Here is an 18,809-nt window from a genome sequence, read left to right as displayed (position 1 = left end):
GTTGGTCTGGAATGCGAGGCATTGTCTCGCTCGCAATTGCTCTGGGTTTACCTAAATTTTTAGAAGACGGAACTCCTTTTCCGGAACGAAATGCTATAATTTTTATTTCGGTAGCAGTGGTATTGATAACCATTATCGGGCAAGGACTTACGTTGCCTTGGATTGTTAAAAAAATAAATTCTTTGAAAGAAAAACAGCATTAAGAGATAATTGTTTTATTTTTAATCTATCAAATAAAAATAAAATGAAATCAGAAATTACCGCAACCACGCCAGAATCAGAAATTGTTACAACCCGAGTTCTGAATTTTCCTCAAGAACTGGTTTTTAAAGCTTGGAGTGATCCTGATCATTTGAAAAATTGGTGGGGACCAAAAGGCTTTACCAATACTTTTTACGAATTTGATTTTCGCGAAGGCGGAAGATGGAAATTTACAATGCACGGCCCTGAACGAGGAAATTTTGAAAATGAATGCGAATTCATAAAAATTGACAGACCCAATCTTATTGCTTGGAAACGTTATTCAAAACCTCTTTTTCAAATTTTGACAACATTTGAAACGGTTGATGAAAACAAAACAAAAGTCGTTTTTAAAATGCTTTTTGAAACTGTCGAAGAATGCCAAAAACTGAAACCTTACGTTATCGATAAAAATGAAGAAAACTTTGACAAACTTGAAGTTGAATTATCGAAAATGAGCTTATAAAGATCTCAAATAAATTATATCGCATGGTAATTAATGAAGAGAGAAAATGTGCAGAGTTTACAATACCATCGGATGTCTCAATACTTTACAATTTGATTTAGTCAGATATAACATCGACCATTTTCATTCGTTGAATGAATTGATTATTTTTCGGAAAAACCATCAAATCAATGAAGAGCAAATTATTTCCAATCATGTTTTATTTATTGAAGAAGAAAAATCGGCGCTCGAGAAAGACTTATCAGAATTAAATACCTCAATTCCGCAAAAAAAATGGTTCTCGAACTGCAATTAAGACAGCAACTCGACAATTTTAATGACCAAATTGAAAACCTTCCGGAAACCCATTCTAGAATTATCCCAACAATAAAAGACTATTGGTTCAATCTTGTTATCTGCACGAAATTTTGGTCGGCACAGCTCAAATTTCATTACAACATCTTTCTTTTCAATTATCAGGTAAAAAAACAGCTTTTTCGAAAAAATAAACGGTTCGAGTATATTTCTGCCAATTTCCAAAATGTTGTAAACGAAAGCAGTTTTTACGATTTACAAGCATTCGAAAAGAAAAAAGAAATAATAGAAACGCTAAGCAATACTATCTACGGCGCAGTTGGCGAGCAAAAAGTTGAAAGCATGCTCAAAAAATTAACCGACGATTACATTTTGATAAATGATTTTTGCCGCACATTCGATCCGCCAATCTATAATAAAAACAATCACGATCACATTCATTCGATTCAAATCGATCATTTATTGATTTCTCCTGCTGGAGTTTTCTTAATTGAAACAAAAAACTGGAGCGATAACTCTATAAACAATCCTGATTTGCGCTCACCTGTGGAGCAAGTCCTTAGAACCAATTATGCTTTGTTCAGATTATTCAACAATCAAATAAGCAAACTAAATAATGATTTTTCTCGGCAATATTGGGGAAATCGAAAAGTGCCAATCAAAAACATCATTGTTTTTACCAACAAAAAACCAGTTGAGGAATTCGAATTTGTAAAAATCCTCACCGTTGATGAATTGCTTCCTTACATCAAATACTTCGACGCAAGCTTTCTTATTGAAGAAACCGAAATAATCGCTGATTTCCTTCTAAAATTCTCCGAACAGAAACAAGTTCACTCTAAATTAAACAATTAACAATAGTTAAGATTTTCTAAAGCACAGTTATAATTAAAATATCATCTTTTAAAAAGCCTTATATTTATCAAAAAACTATAAAATCTAACCCATGAAAAAATTAATTTGTTTTACTCTTTTGTTAATTACACCATTCTTTTACGCACAAACTAAAGTTGCAAAAAAACCTGAAAGAGTAATCATAGCTAACAATGAAATTATCACCATGCAACAACTTGAAGAATATGGCAAAGAAGGGCGCATAAAATCAATGTCAAATGGTGTTTCGGAAGAAAAAAGAAATGAATTTGCAAAAAAATTTGGAGATAAAATTGGAGATAAAGAGTTTATAAGCTTGGTCGAGATTTATGACATTGCAAAACCAGAAAATAGTAGTTCAACACCAGAAAAAATAGCCAAAAAAGAAAATCCCGAATATCTTCTGAATGTAAACGACAAAGCCAAAGATTTTACCTTGAAACTAGTTGATGGTAAAGAAATAAAACTTTCCGATTTAAAAGGAAAAGTGGTTCTTGTCAATTTTTGGGCAACTTGGTGCGCGCCTTGCCTTCAAGAATTTTATGATGTTCCAGAAAAAATTCTAGAGCCATTCAAAAACGATAATTTTGTGTTTTTAGCTATTTCAAGTGGAGAAGCTGAAAAAATAGTAGCAAAAAAAGTTGTTAAACTTAAAGGTGACGGACTGAATTTTAATTACGGAATCGATGCCGACCGAAAAATTTGGAACGATTATGCTACAAATTCAATTCCTAAAAACTTCGTGATTGATCAAAATGGAGTTGTAAAATTTACGGCGACAGGAAATGCTGAAGGAAATCTAGATAATATTGCCTCTGAAATCAAAAAATTGCTTGCAAAATAATTTATTCTAATACATCTATTGAAATAAATCAAAAATAGCAAGATTTGGATTTTCTAATATTCTAAAACAAGTGATTTTTGCTTAAAAAAACTATGAAAGCAAATTTTAAAATTCTTCCTTTAAATCATGTTGAATTTTTAGGATTATTTGAATTAACTGATTTAGAACTAGAAAAAATTGGTGCAATTAAAATGACAGTTGATAAATTTCCGGGATTTCCTTGTAGAGTAAGTCTAGAAGATGCAGAAATAGGAGAAGAAGTTATTCTCTTGCCCTATAAGCATCACAAGACAAACTCGCCTTATCAAGCCAGCGGACCCATTTTCGTTCGAAAAAGAGCCACTACACCACTATTTAAAAACAACGAAATACCAACAATGCTAAATCATAGATTACTTTCACTCCGTAGTTATGACAAAAACGGCATAATGAAGGAGGCAGTTGTAATAGAAGGAAATACTCTTAAGGAGCAGATTTTTAAGTCTTTTGAAAACGAAAAAATAGATTACATCCATATTCATAATGCAAAACCTGGCTGTTATAACTGTCTAGTTGAAAGAGTAAAATGAAAATATTTCTTTTATAGAAAAACAAAAAAATATGCATGCATAACAATTTCATGCTATTCGTTTATTTTTTATTCGTAATTTCGGTTTTTCAATAAAATACTATATTAAAAATGGCTTCATTTATTAAAGAAATTTCTTTTCGTTGGTCAGATTTAGACCCAAATTTTCACGTTCGTCACAGTGCTTATTACGATTTTGGCGCACAGCATCGTATTGAAATCCTTGAAGAATTAGGTTTGACTTTAAGAGTGATGCAGACACAAGGTTTTGGACCGGTTTTGTTCAGAGAAGAATGTGTTTTCAGAAAAGAATTAAAACTTTCAGACAAAATATTCATTCATACTAAAACTTCAAAAATGAAAGCCGATGCTTCTCGCTGGTCTATCATTCACGAATTTAGAAGAGAAGATGATACACTTTGCGCAACCATTACTGTTGATGGCGCGTGGATGGACACAAAACTTAGAAAACTAGCTTCGCCAACGCCAGAAATCGCAATTGAAGCGTTGAGCATTTTCCCAAAAAGCGATGATTTTGTTGGACTGTAAAAACAAAATTATTTGTCTTAACTTTATAAAATCCAAAAAGCAATATTAAATTTGTTTTTTGGATTTTTTTCTCAAAATCAAAACACTTATGATTGATTACATAAAAGACTTTAGAATTTTATTCTTCATTGTTATTATCGCTCTTGTAACGATTGTTTTGGGCGCTTTGACAGATAAAATTCTTCGCTATTTTTTATATCGAAAATTGAGCGACAAAGAATTTGATCCAACGGGGTTTAGATTCTTAAAACACTTAGTCATAACTGTAATTTATATTCTCGGATTTGCTTTTGCTTTAATCCAAATTCCTGAATTTAAAATCATTGGACATTCATTTTTAGCCGGTGCCGGTGTTATTTCACTCGTTGCAGGTTTGGCTTCTCAACAAGCGTTAAGCAATATTGTTAGCGGAATATTTTTAGTTATTTTCAAACCTTTCAAAATCAACGACAAAATCACAATCAACAATTTTGTCGGAACAGTTGAAGATATCAATTTAAGGCAAGTGGTTCTCAAAGATGCTGAAAATAATAGAATTATTATTCCAAATTCAGTCATAAGCAATCAAATTATCGTGAATACCAACATGCATGATACCAAATGCTGTAAAATCATAGAAATCGGAATTGGTTATGATTCTGATGTCGAAAAAGCATTGGAAATTATGAAAGATGAAATCGCCAAACATCCATTTTTTATAGACACAAGAACTGCCGAAGCCAAAAAGCAAAACACACCGTTAGTTATCGCGCGCGTTGTGGCACTGGCAGATTCTAGCGTAAATTTAAAAGCGTGGGCATGGGCAAAAAACTCTACAGACGGATTTGTAATGTATTGTGATTTGCTTCAAAGCATTAAAAAACGTTTTGATGAAGCCAAAATCGATATTCCTTATCCGCAACGAGTCGTGACAATTAAACAGTAATTTACTCAAACTTTAATCCAAAGTTTACTTTCTCAAAAGTCGTACTACAGGAAATGGCAAATCGGCCAACATTTACAGTTCCGAAAATCCCTCCTACTGAATGTCCAGAATAAAATCCGCCAGCAGAAAATCGGCGAACTTGATATTTCAAGGCAATATCATTCACTCTCGAACTCAATTGTCCAAAAGCAATCACATGTGGAATAATTTCATAGCTTCCAAAAACCTTCGGAACTAATTTTTTATAATAATCAAAACTTTCATCGGTTTCGTAATCCACACTTGTTGAATGAAGATTTTCTAGATTTCCGCCTATGTAAGTGTTTTCAGAAAAATGCCATGAAATGCTAAAACCTGTAAAAGTTCCGTCGTAACCACTCCGCGATTCCAGATAACCAACTCCAATCGTGGCTCTGAATTTTCCGCAAATTTTTCCGATGTAGCCAATGTAAGTCCGGTCAATTTCTGACTTGTCAATTCCAGCGCCAAAAATAATATCGTCATCGCACATATTAAAAGCATACTGAAAATAAGCCGAATATTGATCTTTGTTGGTCGCAACAACGCTTCGGCCTTTATCAAGATCGATATTTGCAGAAATTAAGGTTGAATTTATAACGGCGAAATCAAATGTATTGAGTTCTTGGGCAAATGTGGGGACTGTGAGCAGGAATAAAAGTATCGTTTTTTTCATAATACTATTTTTTTAGCTTACAACTTTCTGATACTAAATTACATACTATTTTCCTGTTAATAAAAGAAGTCCTCTGAAGTGTAACATTACTCGTCAAAATGCATTATTTTCAAAATCAGCATCATTTAATCGATAAAATTTCAATAAATCATCGATAATTAGCAATAAAAATCAGCAAACCATTTTGAAAGCTTTTTTCTGATAACTTTAAGACCCAATTCTTTGCATTTCAAATTGGTTAACGGTAATTTTATGCTTCCAACATATAATCAGCTCAAAAATGAAAATTGCAAAGCTCTTATTGTTCTTATTCCCTTTTTTGGCCTCTTCGCAAGATGTCAATGTTAAAGCCTTAGATATTAATTTGACCAATTACGAATATCCATTCCCTGTTCATTTTTTAGAATTAAACAATCAGCGTCAATACATGCAAATGTTTTATATGGACGTTGTTCCGGAAAACTATAACAACAAAAATGTCGTACTGCTTCACGGAAAAAATTTTAACGGAGCTTATTGGGAAACTACTATAAAAGCATTAAATGCCGCAGGTTACCGCGTTATTGTTCCGGATCAAATTGGTTTTGGAAAATCATCAAAACCAGATAATTTTCAATATACTTTTCAGCAATTGGCAGAAAACACTAAAAAATTATTGGATCATCTTGGAATTGGAAAAGCTACTATTCTTGGTCATTCGATGGGTGGCATGTTGGCAACACGATTTGCTTTGATGTATCCAGAAATGACTGAAAAATTAGTTCTCGAAAATCCAATTGGCTTGGAAGACTGGAAATTAGTCGTTCCATACAAACCCGTTGATTGGTGGTACGAATCGGAGCAAAAACAAAACTTTCAGTCGATTAAAAATTACCAAATGGCCAATTACTATAACGGAAAATGGAATGCCGATTACCAAAAATGGGCCGAACTCAGCGCGGGTTGGACAACCGATCCTGAATATGACAAAGTAGCTTGGAATTCGGCGCTTTTGTACGAAATGATTTTTACGCAACCAGTTTTATATGAATTCAAAAACATTCAGGTTCCTACTCTTTTAATCATTGGAACAAGAGACAAAACGGCTTTAGGAAAACCCTTAGTTTCTGAAGACATTCAAGCAACAATGGGAAATTATGCTGAATTAGGAAAACGAACTCAAAAAGCAATCCCGAACTCAAAACTGGTTGAAATTCCAAATACAGGACATTTGCCACATATTGAATCTTTTGATCAATTTATAAAACCATTAATCGTATTTTTGAAAGAATAATTTTTTAATAGCCACGAATTCACGAATTATTTTAAATTAATTCTTAAATAAAAATTCGTGAATTCGTGGCGAAAACTTTTATAATAACTAATTTAAAACCATAAACTATGTTTACAATCGAACAAATAAAAGACGCACATGCTAAAGTAAAAAGCGGAGCAGATTTTCCAAATTATATACAAGATTTAATTATTCTAGGCGTAAAAGGCTATGATACTTACGTGAATGATGGACATGCAGAATATTTTGGCGTGAACAATTATTCTGTTTCTTCAGATGAAAAATACGGCACCATTTCAGTCGCTTCATCTGTCAACAAAGAACTTTTTATCGAATTTTTGGTAAAACATCAGCATGGAGAAACCGATTATCTCACTTTTTGCAATCATTGCGGACAATGCGGTATTGCAAAATGGCGCGTTGATATTATCGAAATGACTTGCACCTATTTTGACAGTGCGGAAAACGAAATTTTAATCGAAAAAATCCCAAGTTAATTTTTTAATAGATATGAAGATTTTCAAGAGAATAAATTCAGTTTTCAAAACAAATATTTTAATTGCTCTTTTGTTGGTTTGTTTTACAGCCTTTTCACAACATAAGAAAGAAAAAACTAAGTTTAAGGTAATTGCTTTTTACACGGCCAAAAATGATCAAGCACACATTAGTTTTGTGCATGAAGCCAATAAATGGTTTCCAAAAGTTGCTGAAGAAAATCATTTTGAATACGATTCTACAAGCAATTGGGACAATTTGAATGCAAAATTTTTGGCAAAATATCAAGTTGTGTTGTTTTTAGACACTCGACCAGAAACTCCAGCGCAACGTGAAGCTTTCCAAAAATATATGGAAAACGGAGGCGGTTTTATTGGATTTCACTTTTCGGCTTTTGCCTTGAATGATTCGTCATATCCTCAAAACTGGGATTGGTATCACAATACTTTTTTAGGTTCTGGCGAATACGGAAGCAATACTTGGCGACCAACATCGGCCATTTTGAGAGTTGAGAATCAAGATCCAATAACTAAAAATATTCCGAAAACCTTTAAATCGCAACCAAATGAATGGTACAGATGGAGCAATGATTTGACAAAAAATCCAGACATCAAAATCCTTTTGGCGATCGATGAAAGCAGTTTTCCTTTAGGAACTGGCCCAAAAGCTCATGAAATCTGGCACAGCGGGTATTATCCAGTTGTTTGGACAAACAAAAAATACAAGATGATGTATGTAAATATGGGTCATAATGATATTGATTATGAAGGCAAAACCAACAAAACCCTTTCGTACTCCTTTGAAAACGAAACACAAAACAAAGTGATTTTGAATGCTTTGCTTTTGTTTGGAAAATCAAAAAAATAAATAATTTCAAAATGTCAAACAAACTGTCTTCAATCACAAATTTTGAAGAAATTTTTAAACCAATTACCATATAATTTAATGAAAAATAAAATTGCGATAATTCTTTTTACACTATTATTGATTTCTTGTAATTCGAAACAACAGGAAAACAAAACTGACAAAACAGATAATCTAAAAAAAGAAACATCGGCAAAAGTAATTAGCAAAAAAATGAATCTGATACGTTAGATTATCAAACTTCGACATTTGATAATCCCGAAGATGCTGATCGTATATCTAGACAAAAGGAAAATTTGAAACGACTTTCAGAAAAAAGGTTTTCTTAAGCATTCATAATAAATTAATTGAAAAATTAAATGAAGAGCAAAAATCTTTTTTCAAAAAGAATCTCAATTATGAATTACTTTTTGTTGCAAAAGGAAGTCTATTTATGGAAAACAGCAATGATTTTGTCTTTGTTGTTTATGACAAACTCAATGTGAAAATTTCGTTTATACTCTATAATGAAAAAACTGCTGTATATGCTCGCATTATATAAAGACATAAAAGTCATAAATGGTTTAAAAGATGCAGATTGCGATTTCTATTCTTTTGGAACATTAGATTATCAATTTGCAGATGAATTTTTAGTTAGCAATGAAAATTACTTAACAAAAAGTATTGAAACTTATTTAGAATATTCTCCCGTTAAAATTGCTGATATATCAAAAGTGCAAGATTTTGCATTAAAAGATGGATGCTTTGCTAAAAATGTGTCAAAAACGAACCTTGCAAATACACTTTGTTTGGCTACAAGTGCTGTTTACAACAATTGGGAATGCTTGCGATACAACAAAACAAACAATACTTTTTTAATTTTTTACGGTCAGGCTTTCGCAGATTGATGATTAAAAAGTGTATTAAAAATATATTTAAAATGTCACACAAACTTTCTCCAATTATAAATTCTGAGGAATTAATTCAATTATCTGATTCAACAGTAATTGTTTTAATTGACGCTAGAGCAGGATTAAATGCCGAAGAAAATTATAAAAACGAACATTTAAAAAATGCGCGTTATGTTGATTTGAACAAAGATTTGGCAACAATCGACTGCAATCCGAAAAATGGCGGCAGACACCCGCTTCCATCTTTAGAAAAATTTTCAGAAGTACTTTCAAAAACAGGAATTTCACCAGAAAGTCATGTGGTTGTTTATGATGACAAAAACGGTTCAAATGCGGCTTCGAGATTTTGGTGGATGCTGAAATCGATTGGACATGAAAAAATTCAGGTACTGAACGGCGGTTTACAAGAAGCCATAAAAGCTGGTTTTCCTATAAATTCTGGAATCGAGCAATTTGAAAAAAGCAATTATCCCGCTTCAAATTGGAAATTGGCTGTTGCCGATATCAACGAAGTCGAAAAAGCGCGCAAAAACGATCAAAACATCGTAATTGATGTTAGAGATAAAAATCGTTTTGATGGCTTCACAGAACCGCTAGATTTAATTGCTGGGCATATTCCTGGCGCAATCAATATTCCGTTTAGCGAAAATTTAGATGAAAACGGATTTTACAAATCGGCAGAGGATTTAAATGAAAAATATACAGCCATTTTGGGCAATATCAATCCAGAAAATGTAATTGTGCACTGTGGCTCGGGTGTAACGGCCTGCCACACCTTACTGGCAATGGATTACGCAGGAATTCCGATTCCGAAACTTTATGTTGGTTCATGGAGCGAATGGTCACGAAATGATCGCGAAATGGCAACAAAAGAAGCGCAATAACCAAAAAAAGCAAAACAAAAAATCTTTTCAGCCACAGATTAAAAGATTCAAAAGATTAATCTATCTAATCTGTGCAATCTGTGGCAAAAACATAAAATAATTATTTTAAGAATTTATAATGCAACACTGGGATATACTTTTATCAAATCAGGTAAATAAAAAAACTAATCGACAACATATTAAATGGCGAAGCAACTGGAGAATTAGCTGTTTTTAATACTCAAAAAGGAATACTGTTTTCTGATATCGCGATCGAAAAATTCATTGAAAAAGAGTTTCAATATGACAGCGTAGAAGCTTCACCAGAATCGCACAGACAACTTCGAACTTTCTCGTCTGGCGAACGCAAAAAAGAGTTTTTAAAATACTGCATCAATCAAAAGCCAGATTTTATCATTTTCGACAATCCTTTTGATCATTTAGATCAGGCTTCAAGAGTTGTTTTAGCTGATTCTTTAAAAGACCTTACAAATGATATTGCAATTATCCAGCTCTTAAATCGTACTGTTGATGTACTTGAATTTGTTCCAAACAAAGCTCAAATCAAAGACAATACTTTTGAACTCCATCCATTTGTAAAAAACGAAAATCATTTCAAAACCTTAAATACAACTGCAATTCCAAAAGCAACCGAAATTCATACTTTTCCTGAAAATGAATTAATAAGACTGGAAAATGTTTCTGTAAGTTATGACGAAAGAAAGATTCTCAATAACATTTCGTGGACGATAAAACAAGGCGAATTTTGGCAATTAATTGGTCCGAACGGCTCTGGAAAAAGTACCATTTTATCTTTGATTACGGGCGATAATCCAAAAGGTTTTGGGCAAAATTTATATTTATTCGGAAGAAAAAAGGGACTGGAGAAAGCGTTTGGGAAATCAAAAAACAAATTGGAATTTACACCACCGCAATGATGGATTTGTTTCAAAAAGGTCATACTTTGGAACAAATGATTCTATCAGGTTTCTTTGACCAGATTGGACTTTACACGGAACCTACAACACATCAAAAAAACATCGTAACACAATGGCTAGAAGTGATTGAAATGACGCATCTAAGAAAAAAGCGCTTCATAGATCTTTCTATCGGCCAGCAAAGAGTTGCCTTAATTGTTCGTGCCGTTTTAAAACATCCGCCATTATTGATTTTAGATGAACCCGTAGAAGGTTTAGATGATGAAAATGTAGATTTAGTAATTCAGCTTATCAATACAATAAAACAAGAAACAAACGTTACCATTTTATACGTTTCACATCGTATCGAATCTGGATTAGCTCCTACTTCTATATTTGAACTTTTATCTTCTGAAACAGGATCTATTGGAAAAATAAAATATCACTCCGAATTAGTCAATTAGATAATGTGACAATTAGAATATTTGCTTACATTAAAGTAATATACACAAAGTAGATCTGTAGAGACGCACTGCAGTGCGTCTCCGCAACGAATATCCACAATGCGTTAGACGCCGCTGTGCGTCTCTACAGAAAATTGGAACGATAAAAAATTATGCTAAAACAAAAAAGCTCCAAAAAGGAGCTTTTTCAATATTAAGAAATTATCTAATTTTCTAATTGACAAATTATCTAATTCAATTCTCTTCATCAGTATTATGCGATTTCACATAATTTTGCCATTTCTCGATACAATCCTTAAAATCCTGAGGAAGTTCAGTATCAAAACGCATCATTTCACCTGTATTTGGATGAACAAAACCAAGCGTTTTAGCATGCGGCGCCTGACGAGGCAATGCTTTAAAACAATTCTCGATAAACTGTTTGTATTTTGTAAAAGTCGTTCCTTTCAAAATCAAATGACCGCCGTAACGCTCATCGTTAAATAACGGATGCCCGATGTGTTTCATGTGCGCACGAATCTGGTGTGTTCTTCCTGTTTCTAGTTTACACGAAACCAAAGTCACATAACCAAAACGCTCCAAAACTTTATAATGCGTTATAGCAGGTTTTCCAATTTCTGGATCATCAAAAACCGCCATTTGCATGCGGTCTTTTAAATGTCTTGCCAAGTTTCCTTCAATTGTTCCGCTGTCTGCTGTAACATTTCCCCAAACTAGAGCAATATATTCACGTTCTGTTGTTTTTGCTTCAAATTGTTTGGCTAAATGCGTCATAGCGCCTTCTGTTTTGGCCACAACCAAAAGTCCAGAAGTATCTTTGTCAATTCTGTGAACCAAACCTGGGCGCTCACTACTATTCATTGGCAAATTTTCAAAATGAAATGCCAACGCATTCACCAAAGTTCCGGTATAATTGCCGTGACCTGGGTGAACTACCAATCCGGGTGGTTTATTGATAAGTAAAAGCGCATCATCTTCGTAAACGATATCCAGCGGAATATCTTCCGGATCTACTCTATTTTCAAATGGCGGATGCGACAACATTACTGTTATCACATCAAAAGGTTTTACTTTATAATTTGATTTTACGGGAATATCATTCACAAAAATATTCCCATTTGTTGCCGCATTCTGAATTTTATTTCGCGTGGCATTCGGAATCAAATACATTAAATATTTGTCAATACGCAAAAACGCTTGACCTTTAGGCACTTCAAATCTGTAATGTTCGAATAATTCGTCTTCCAGATCTAAGTTTTCTTCAATATTATTGCTCATCTTTTGGGGTTTCTACAGGCTCAGTTGCAGTACTGTCTGCCTGGCTATCATCTACATAACTCGCTTTTCCATCACCTAAAACCAAATCAATTTTAGACGCTTTCAAAACACGGTCTCCTACTTTTAAATTTCTTCCTTTGTAACGCATTTCCAAAACCATATCTTTTCCAAGATTCGGAATATAAGTAATAGTTCCTGGCTCAAGCCCTAAAGCTTTCAATGTTGGAACTGCTTCACGATATGTTTTTTCAATTAAATCAGGAATCTTTACAGATGAAAATCCCGATGCATTAATTTTGATGTATATTTTTCTACCTACTTTAACCATCGTTCCCGGCAACGGATCCTGCTCAACAACGCTAAATTTCGGATATTCACTTCGGTAATCAACACTATCCAAAAGCACATAATCTAAGTCCAGTTCGTCAAGTTTATCTTCAACTTGCTCTTCTGTCAATTTAGATAAATTCGGAACCGCAATTTCATGTCCGTGATCAGTTGTAAAAGTCAGCCAATGCATAAACAAATAACCCAAAACTGCAATGATAGTCGCCGCACTTAACAATTGTAAAAAAATACGCGGCTAGTTAAATACTTACGTAAACTCATAAATTAATTTTTAGATGAACGCAAAGATAAAGTATTTCATTTCAAAAAAATGATAATTTTGTTTAAAACAAAAATGCTCTGCGATTGTTATTTCTATTAAAAACTAAAATCTTCGGAATTTGGTATTTTAGAATTTAAAATTTCAATTTTTAGGAGCTGTTTCCCGCTTTCGCCTATATTCCCGATAAACAAAAACTACGGCTAAAAAGCCTTGTTTTTCTAAATCGGGAGATACCGGCTCTATCGGGGCTAAGGCACTTGGTTTCAAAAGAAAATTTTGTTTTTAATAAACTAATTACAATATTGTCAAGCTGAGCGGAGTCGAAGCTCCGCAAAGTGATGCGAGCAAACGAGGCTTCGACTCCGCTCAGCCTGACAAGCAAAACGAATAAAAACAACAATTCGTGAAATTAGTGGCAAATAAAACGATTAAACAAATTAACGATTAAACAAATAAATAGAAAGTCAATGAAAAACATTGCCATTATCATGGGCGGATATTCAAGCGAATACAAAATTTCGCTTATCAGCGGGAACGTTGTCTATCAATATCTTGACAAAACAAAATACAACGGATTCCGAATTCATATTTTCAAAGAAAAATGGGTTTATGTAGATGCCAACGACGCCGAATTTCCAATTGACAAAAATGATTTCTCAGTAACTGTAAATGGTGAAAAAATCACTTTTGATTGTGTTTTCAACGCCATCCACGGAACTCCAGGCGAAGATGGATTAATGCAAGCTTATTTTGAATTAATTGGTTTGCCACAATCATCTTGCGATTATTACCAATCGGCTTTGACTTTCAACAAAAGAGATTTATTATCGGTTTTAAAACCATACGGAATCAAAACGGCAGTTTCTTATTATTTAAACAAAGGCGACGAAATCAATACAGCCGAAATCGTTAAAAAAGTTGGATTGCCATGTTTCGTAAAACCAAACAAAGCAGGTTCTAGTTTCGGTATTTCAAAAGTAAAAACAGAAGCTGAATTGCCAATTGCAATTGAAGTGGCTTACAAAGAAGACAACGAAATTATCATCGAAAGTTTCCTTGATGGAACCGAGGTTTCTGTTGGCGTAATCAATTACAAAGGAGAAATAAAAGTATTGCCAATTACAGAAATTGTATCAGACAATGATTTCTTCGATTATGAAGCAAAATACGAAGGAAAATCACAAGAAATCACACCAGCGAGAATCTCTGATGAACTGACACAAAAAGTTGGAGAAACAGCAAAACGTGCCTACGAAGTTTTAAAAATGAAAGGTTTCTCAAGAAGCGAATTCATTATTGTTGACAACGAACCATATATGCTTGAAATGAATACAATTCCAGGTTTAACAACCGAAAGTTTGATTCCGCAACAAGCAAAAGCGACGGGAATTTCTCTAGAAGAGTTGTTTACAAATGCTATTGAGCTAGCGCTTTCTTAAAGATGCTAAGATACTAAGGTGCTAAGATTCTAAGATTTTAGCACCTTCTTTTTTAATTATAACATAATCTTGTCGTTCTGAATTTCCGGTTCTAAAAAAACTTAGAAACTTGGTATCTCAGAACCTTAGAATCTTAAAAAAAATGCGAAAAGCCATATTCCCAGGATCGTTTGACCCAATTACACTCGGACACGAAGACATCATCAAAAGAGGAGTTCCTTTATTTGATGAAATCGTAATTGCCATTGGTGTAAATGCCGAAAAAAATACATGTTTTCATTGGAAGAAAGAAAACGTTTCATTGAAGAAACCTTCAAAGACGAACCAAAAATTTCGGTAATTACATACGAAGGATTGACTATTGATTTGGCAAAAAAAGAAAAAGCTAATTTCATTTTAAGAGGTTTGCGCAACCCAGCCGATTTCGAATTCGAAAAAGCCATTGCACATACAAACCGAAAACTTTCAAAAATTGAAACGGTATTTTTATTGACTGCGGCAAAAACTTCTTTCATTAGTTCAAGTATTGTACGTGATGTTTTGCGTAATGGCGGCGAGTATGAGATGCTGGTTCCAGACGCAGTAAGGGTTAAGAAATAACTGAATAAATCATTTATTCAGTTTACTTGCACAGGTAAGATAAATCATTATTTTTGTTAATATAACCTATAAAACTTAACTAATGATTTTTTACGGAACCAAATCAAAACACATTAAAAACGACCGAATTAACAATGTAGATTGCCCAGATTGCAACGCTACTGTTTCCATGAACTACAGTTTATATGAAAAGTATGCACACATTTACTGGATCCCATTTTTTCCAATTAAAAAATTGACATTTGCTGAGTGCAACTCATGTAAAAAGACATTTGAGCAAAAAGAATTTTCACCTACTATTAAGCAAAAAATACAACATTCTATTGGAAGAATCAGTAGTCCGCTTTGGATGTATTCTGGAATTTTTATTATAGCTGGTCTTTTTCTATTTGGTATGTATAGCACGGTACAAAAAGGAAAAGATAATATCTCGTATATCGAAAGCCCAAAAATTGGAGATGTATACAGCATCGACAATGCAAACGGTTTTTATTCGACGATGAAATTGACTGAAATTTCAAAAGACAGTTTGACTTTGTTATTGAATGATATGGAAGTGGATAAGAAAACAGGAATTGACAAAATTGACCTAGAAAAAAATTATAGAGATAAAAAGATTATAGCCAAAAAAGATTTGCAAAAACTTTTTAAAGAAAATAAAATTTATGAAGTGGTGAGGCATTAATACTTCTAACCACAAATTTGTAAGCGAAGCAAATTATAAGTAATTTCGCATTTTAAAAACAAACAAGAAATAATGAGCATTGAAAGAGAATTAAGCAAACGAAGCGGATCTAAATGTGAACTTTGTGGCGCTGAAGAAAATCTAAAAGTATATCAAGTATTACCAACTAAAAAAGGCGGAATTGATGAAGCAATATTTGCCTGCAATACCTGTATTGACCAAATCGAGAACCCTGACAATGTTGATTTAAACCACTGGAGATGCTTAAACGATAGCATGTGGAATGAAAATATTCCGGTTCAAGTAGTGGCATGGAGAATGTTAAGCAGAATGCGTTCTGCTGGATGGCCTCAGGAATTACTTGACATGATGTACTTAGACGAAGACACGCTAGAATGGGCAAAAGCAACTGGCGAAGGCGAAGACGATGAAAACAAACTCGTTCACCGCGACAGCAATGGCGTTGTTTTGCAACATGGAGATTCGGTTGTATTAATTAAAGATCTTAAGGTAAAAGGCTCAAGCATGGTTGCCAAACAAGGAACTGCGGTTAGAAACATTCGTTTAGACCATGAAAACGCTGAATACATCGAAGGAAAAGTCGATGGTCAGCAAATTGTTATTATCACGCAATATGTCAAAAAAATATAGTTTTTTTTTTGAGGTACAAAGGTTCAAAGCAACAAAGGTTCAAAGGTTTTCAATCTGGAACTTAAAATCAAAATAACCTGAAAAATAAAAAAAGCTGTTCTAATTGAACAGCTTTTTTGTTTTTATGATGTAAGAGACAAAGATTTAAAAACTTTGTCACTTTGTTCCTTTGAGACTATGAACCTTAAAAAAAATTATTTCTGGAATAATTTATTGATTTGATCTTTTACGAATGGCTCAGAAACACTGCTTGTTGCAGAAGTAGCTTCTTTGCTAGAAACCATAAATTGAACAGTTGCTTTATCTGGAACAACACTTCCTGTGTAATGCAACCAGATATAGTTGTTTGGCAATTCTAATTTAATATCGTATAAAGGGCTTGCTGTGAAACCATTCATGATAATAGTGTAAAGATTTGAGTAATCGTTATTCACATTTTTGAATGAAAATTTTCTTAAAGGTGAAGAATCGTCATCGTTTTGAATACTAGTGTAATACACTGTGTACTCGTCTCCAATTTTTTGAATGTAATTGTTATTTACTTTTCCTAATTTCTCAACAGGAACTGTTTCAAGAACTTTAATTTGTGCAAATGAAACGAAACTTAAAAACAAAGCGACAACGGTAATAATGTTTTTCATAACAGATTTGGGGTTTACAATTTTACTGTAGCAAAAAAACATAGAAATAATGAAAAAATCGCTATCAAATGATTATTTTTTTAACACAAAATTGCAAAACTTAATTTAAATTTTACAAAACACTGATAAACAACACAATAGACCAAATTTTACTCACCTATCCTTTTTTTCCTCAATCTAATATTTTTTGCTTTTATCTTCTTCTTTCTTCACGACATTGCGGGCAACTTCAATTTTAAACTTTTTCCCCTTCATTTTTTCGTCTTTAATATGCTTCAAAAGATCTTTTACTTTGTTGAATTTTACCGCCGCAAACGAAACAAAATCTTTTACTTCAATCAATCCTAAATCATCTTTTTCCAATTTTCCTTTTTGAGAAAAGAAACCTACGATGTCAAATTTATTCAGTTTTGTTTTCTTTCCGCCACTAATGTATATAGTTTGAAATTGTGGTGGTTTTGGCAACGAAACTTTTCCTTCAACGTCCAAAACTTCCATTTCGTAATCAATGTAATCCAATTGTTTTTCACTTTCATGGATAATTACGTAAGCCGTTCCTGTTGCCTGCATACGAGCTGTACGACCATTTCTATGTGTGAATTCGTCTTCTTTTAATGGCAAATGATAATGAATTACGTGTTTCATTTCTGGAATATCCAGTCCTCTCGCGACCAAATCTGTCGTGACCAAATAACTGATACTTCCATTTCTGAACTGAATCAAAGCGCGTTCACGCTCGTCTTGATCCATTCCGCCATGATAATAAACCGAATAAATTCCTTTTTCGTTCAATGTGTCACTAATTCGCTCTGCGGCATCTCTGTGATTACAAAAAATAATAGCCGATTCTGATTTTAGCGAACAAATCAAATTGAACAAACTCTGCAGTTTATCTTTTGCTGGCGAAATCACCATTTTCATCGAAAGATTTGTTTTTTCCTCTTCTTCTGGAATAAAATCCAAAACAACTGGATTTACAACTTTTGTATATTTCGGAATTTCAATATCTGATGTTGCTGATACCAAAACTCTTTTATTGATTTTCGGCAATCTTGCAATAATAAAAGACATTTGCTCATGAAATCCCAGTTGCAACGATTTATCGAATTCATCTAAAACAAGCGTCTGAATTTTATCTGTTCTGAAAGTTTCTCTGTCAATATGATCTGCAATTCTTCCAGGAGTTCCAATCAAAACCGCCGGCGGATTGCTCAAATTCTTGATTTCAGTATCAATCGAATGTCCGCCATAACAGATGTTTACTTTGTACTTTGTTCCCATTTTTTTCCAAACTTGTTCAATCTGCAATCCAAGTTCGCGCGATGGAACTAAAATCAAACATTGCACTGATAAAATCTCAGGTTGAAGCAATTCCAAAATTGGAAGCAAAAAAGCTAATGTTTTTCCAGATCCAGTTGGAGAAAGTAATAATATATTGTTTTCGTTTAAAATAGCATCATGTGCCATTTCCTGCATTTCATTCAGGTTATCAATCCCTAAATTCGAAAGTATATCGTTGGAATGGTGTTTTTTCATGCGAGCAAAAGTAATTAAAAGGTTTCAAGTTTTTCTTGTTTCAGGTTTCAAGTTACTTAACGTAAAGTTTTATTTCACGCAGATTTTGCAGATTGAGCAGATTAAATATTAAAATAAAAATCCGCAGAATCTGCCAAATCTGCGAGAGAA

The 18,809-nt window shown here is 33.3% G+C and carries 21 protein-coding genes and 2 pseudogenes; 18 read left to right on the top strand and 5 right to left on the bottom strand.

Going from position 1 to position 18,809, the window contains the following annotated elements; all coding sequences use genetic code 11:
- Positions 1–11 precede the first annotated feature (11 nt).
- The 7 genes from ACQ9BO_RS12610 (at position 12) to ACQ9BO_RS12580 (ending at position 4,759) form a co-directional block, all read left to right on the top strand.
- A complete protein-coding gene (locus ACQ9BO_RS12610) occupies positions 12–203 on the top strand; it encodes a cation:proton antiporter (RefSeq protein ID WP_431244960.1) in 192 nt (63 codons plus the stop codon).
- A 41-nt stretch (positions 204–244) separates the two neighbouring features.
- Positions 245–706, top strand: coding sequence for an SRPBCC family protein (locus ACQ9BO_RS12605; protein ID WP_431244959.1), 462 nt, complete (start codon positions 245–247; stop codon positions 704–706).
- 273 nt (positions 707–979) lie between these two features.
- Positions 980–1,855, top strand: coding sequence for a nuclease-related domain-containing protein (locus ACQ9BO_RS12600; RefSeq protein WP_431244958.1), 876 nt, complete (start codon positions 980–982; stop codon positions 1,853–1,855).
- A 91-nt stretch (positions 1,856–1,946) separates the two neighbouring features.
- Positions 1,947–2,717, top strand: coding sequence for a TlpA disulfide reductase family protein (locus tag ACQ9BO_RS12595; protein WP_431244957.1), 771 nt, complete (start codon positions 1,947–1,949; stop codon positions 2,715–2,717).
- Between the two features lie 92 nt (positions 2,718–2,809).
- Positions 2,810–3,286 carry a DUF1203 domain-containing protein gene (locus ACQ9BO_RS12590; protein WP_431244956.1) on the top strand — a complete coding sequence of 159 codons (477 nt, stop codon included), beginning with the start codon at positions 2,810–2,812 and terminating at the stop codon, positions 3,284–3,286.
- 110 nt (positions 3,287–3,396) lie between these two features.
- Positions 3,397–3,834 (top strand): acyl-CoA thioesterase, encoded by a 438-nt coding sequence (locus tag ACQ9BO_RS12585; protein ID WP_026982233.1) that lies wholly within the window; start codon positions 3,397–3,399, stop codon positions 3,832–3,834.
- 88 nt (positions 3,835–3,922) lie between these two features.
- Positions 3,923–4,759, top strand: coding sequence for a mechanosensitive ion channel family protein (locus ACQ9BO_RS12580; RefSeq protein ID WP_431244955.1), 837 nt, complete (start codon positions 3,923–3,925; stop codon positions 4,757–4,759).
- Between the two features lies 1 nt (position 4,760).
- Here ACQ9BO_RS12580 and ACQ9BO_RS12575 read toward each other — a convergent pair whose 3' ends face one another.
- A complete protein-coding gene (locus ACQ9BO_RS12575) occupies positions 4,761–5,453 on the bottom strand; it encodes a hypothetical protein (RefSeq protein WP_431244954.1) in 693 nt (230 codons plus the stop codon).
- Positions 5,454–5,733: 280 nt separating this feature from the next.
- Between ACQ9BO_RS12575 and ACQ9BO_RS12570 the strand changes: the two genes are divergently transcribed.
- The 7 genes from ACQ9BO_RS12570 to ACQ9BO_RS12540 all read left to right on the top strand — a co-directional run bounded on the left by ACQ9BO_RS12570 (position 5,734) and on the right by ACQ9BO_RS12540 (position 11,219).
- Positions 5,734–6,726, top strand: a complete 993-nt coding sequence (locus tag ACQ9BO_RS12570; protein ID WP_431244953.1) for an alpha/beta fold hydrolase — start codon at positions 5,734–5,736, stop codon at positions 6,724–6,726.
- A gap of 107 nt (positions 6,727–6,833) precedes the next feature.
- Entirely contained in the window at positions 6,834–7,223 is a 390-nt protein-coding gene (locus ACQ9BO_RS12565; RefSeq protein WP_431244952.1) for a DUF1398 domain-containing protein, read from the top strand.
- A gap of 13 nt (positions 7,224–7,236) precedes the next feature.
- Positions 7,237–8,088: a ThuA domain-containing protein gene (locus tag ACQ9BO_RS12560; protein ID WP_431244951.1), complete on the top strand. Its 852-nt coding sequence runs from the start codon at positions 7,237–7,239 to the stop codon at positions 8,086–8,088.
- A gap of 521 nt (positions 8,089–8,609) precedes the next feature.
- The gene (locus ACQ9BO_RS12555; RefSeq protein ID WP_431244950.1) at positions 8,610–8,972 is read left to right on the top strand and encodes a hypothetical protein; all 363 of its coding nucleotides are present in this window, start codon (positions 8,610–8,612) and stop codon (positions 8,970–8,972) included.
- A 32-nt stretch (positions 8,973–9,004) separates the two neighbouring features.
- Positions 9,005–9,859 carry a sulfurtransferase gene (locus ACQ9BO_RS12550; protein ID WP_431244949.1) on the top strand — a complete coding sequence of 285 codons (855 nt, stop codon included), beginning with the start codon at positions 9,005–9,007 and terminating at the stop codon, positions 9,857–9,859.
- Positions 9,860–10,014: 155 nt separating this feature from the next.
- The gene (locus tag ACQ9BO_RS12545; protein ID WP_431245113.1) at positions 10,015–10,776 is read left to right on the top strand and encodes an ATP-binding cassette domain-containing protein; all 762 of its coding nucleotides are present in this window, start codon (positions 10,015–10,017) and stop codon (positions 10,774–10,776) included.
- Entirely contained in the window at positions 10,695–11,219 is a 525-nt protein-coding gene (locus ACQ9BO_RS12540; protein ID WP_431245112.1) for an ATP-binding cassette domain-containing protein, read from the top strand. The genes ACQ9BO_RS12545 and ACQ9BO_RS12540 overlap by 82 nt, the downstream gene beginning before the upstream one ends.
- 234 nt (positions 11,220–11,453) lie before the next feature.
- Here ACQ9BO_RS12540 and ACQ9BO_RS12535 read toward each other — a convergent pair whose 3' ends face one another.
- On the bottom strand, positions 11,454–12,497 hold the full coding sequence (locus tag ACQ9BO_RS12535) for an RluA family pseudouridine synthase (protein ID WP_431244948.1): 1,044 nt from the start codon (positions 12,495–12,497) through the stop codon (positions 11,454–11,456).
- A pseudogene (locus ACQ9BO_RS12530) lies at positions 12,487–13,106 on the bottom strand (PASTA domain-containing protein). The gene ACQ9BO_RS12535 and the pseudogene ACQ9BO_RS12530 overlap by 11 nt, the downstream one beginning before the upstream one ends.
- A gap of 468 nt (positions 13,107–13,574) precedes the next feature.
- On the opposite strand from ACQ9BO_RS12530, the gene ACQ9BO_RS12525 reads away from it, so the two are divergent.
- From ACQ9BO_RS12525 to ACQ9BO_RS12510, 4 genes and pseudogenes are all read left to right on the top strand, one after another.
- Positions 13,575–14,546 (top strand): D-alanine--D-alanine ligase, encoded by a 972-nt coding sequence (locus ACQ9BO_RS12525; protein ID WP_431244947.1) that lies wholly within the window; start codon positions 13,575–13,577, stop codon positions 14,544–14,546.
- 142 nt (positions 14,547–14,688) lie between these two features.
- Positions 14,689–15,146 (top strand): annotated as a pseudogene (gene coaD / locus ACQ9BO_RS12520) (pantetheine-phosphate adenylyltransferase).
- 82 nt (positions 15,147–15,228) lie between these two features.
- Complete coding sequence (locus ACQ9BO_RS12515; protein ID WP_431244946.1) at positions 15,229–15,831, top strand: zinc-ribbon domain-containing protein; 603 nt, start codon at positions 15,229–15,231, stop codon at positions 15,829–15,831.
- Between the two features lie 72 nt (positions 15,832–15,903).
- Positions 15,904–16,482, top strand: a complete 579-nt coding sequence (locus tag ACQ9BO_RS12510; RefSeq protein ID WP_431244945.1) for a PhnA domain-containing protein — start codon at positions 15,904–15,906, stop codon at positions 16,480–16,482.
- Between the two features lie 194 nt (positions 16,483–16,676).
- Here ACQ9BO_RS12510 and ACQ9BO_RS12505 read toward each other — a convergent pair whose 3' ends face one another.
- Positions 16,677–17,123, bottom strand: coding sequence for a hypothetical protein (locus ACQ9BO_RS12505; RefSeq protein ID WP_431244944.1), 447 nt, complete (start codon positions 17,121–17,123; stop codon positions 16,677–16,679).
- A gap of 177 nt (positions 17,124–17,300) precedes the next feature.
- On the bottom strand, positions 17,301–18,659 hold the full coding sequence (locus ACQ9BO_RS12500) for a DEAD/DEAH box helicase (protein WP_431244943.1): 1,359 nt from the start codon (positions 18,657–18,659) through the stop codon (positions 17,301–17,303).
- Between the last annotated feature and the right edge of the window lie 150 nt (positions 18,660–18,809).

Origin of the sequence: Flavobacterium sp. P21 (assembly GCF_050632225.1) — a bacterium.
In the GTDB taxonomy this organism is placed as follows: domain Bacteria; phylum Bacteroidota; class Bacteroidia; order Flavobacteriales; family Flavobacteriaceae; genus Flavobacterium.
Note: the sequence above shows the minus strand (reverse complement) of the source record. Positions and strands in the feature narration are given on the sequence as shown.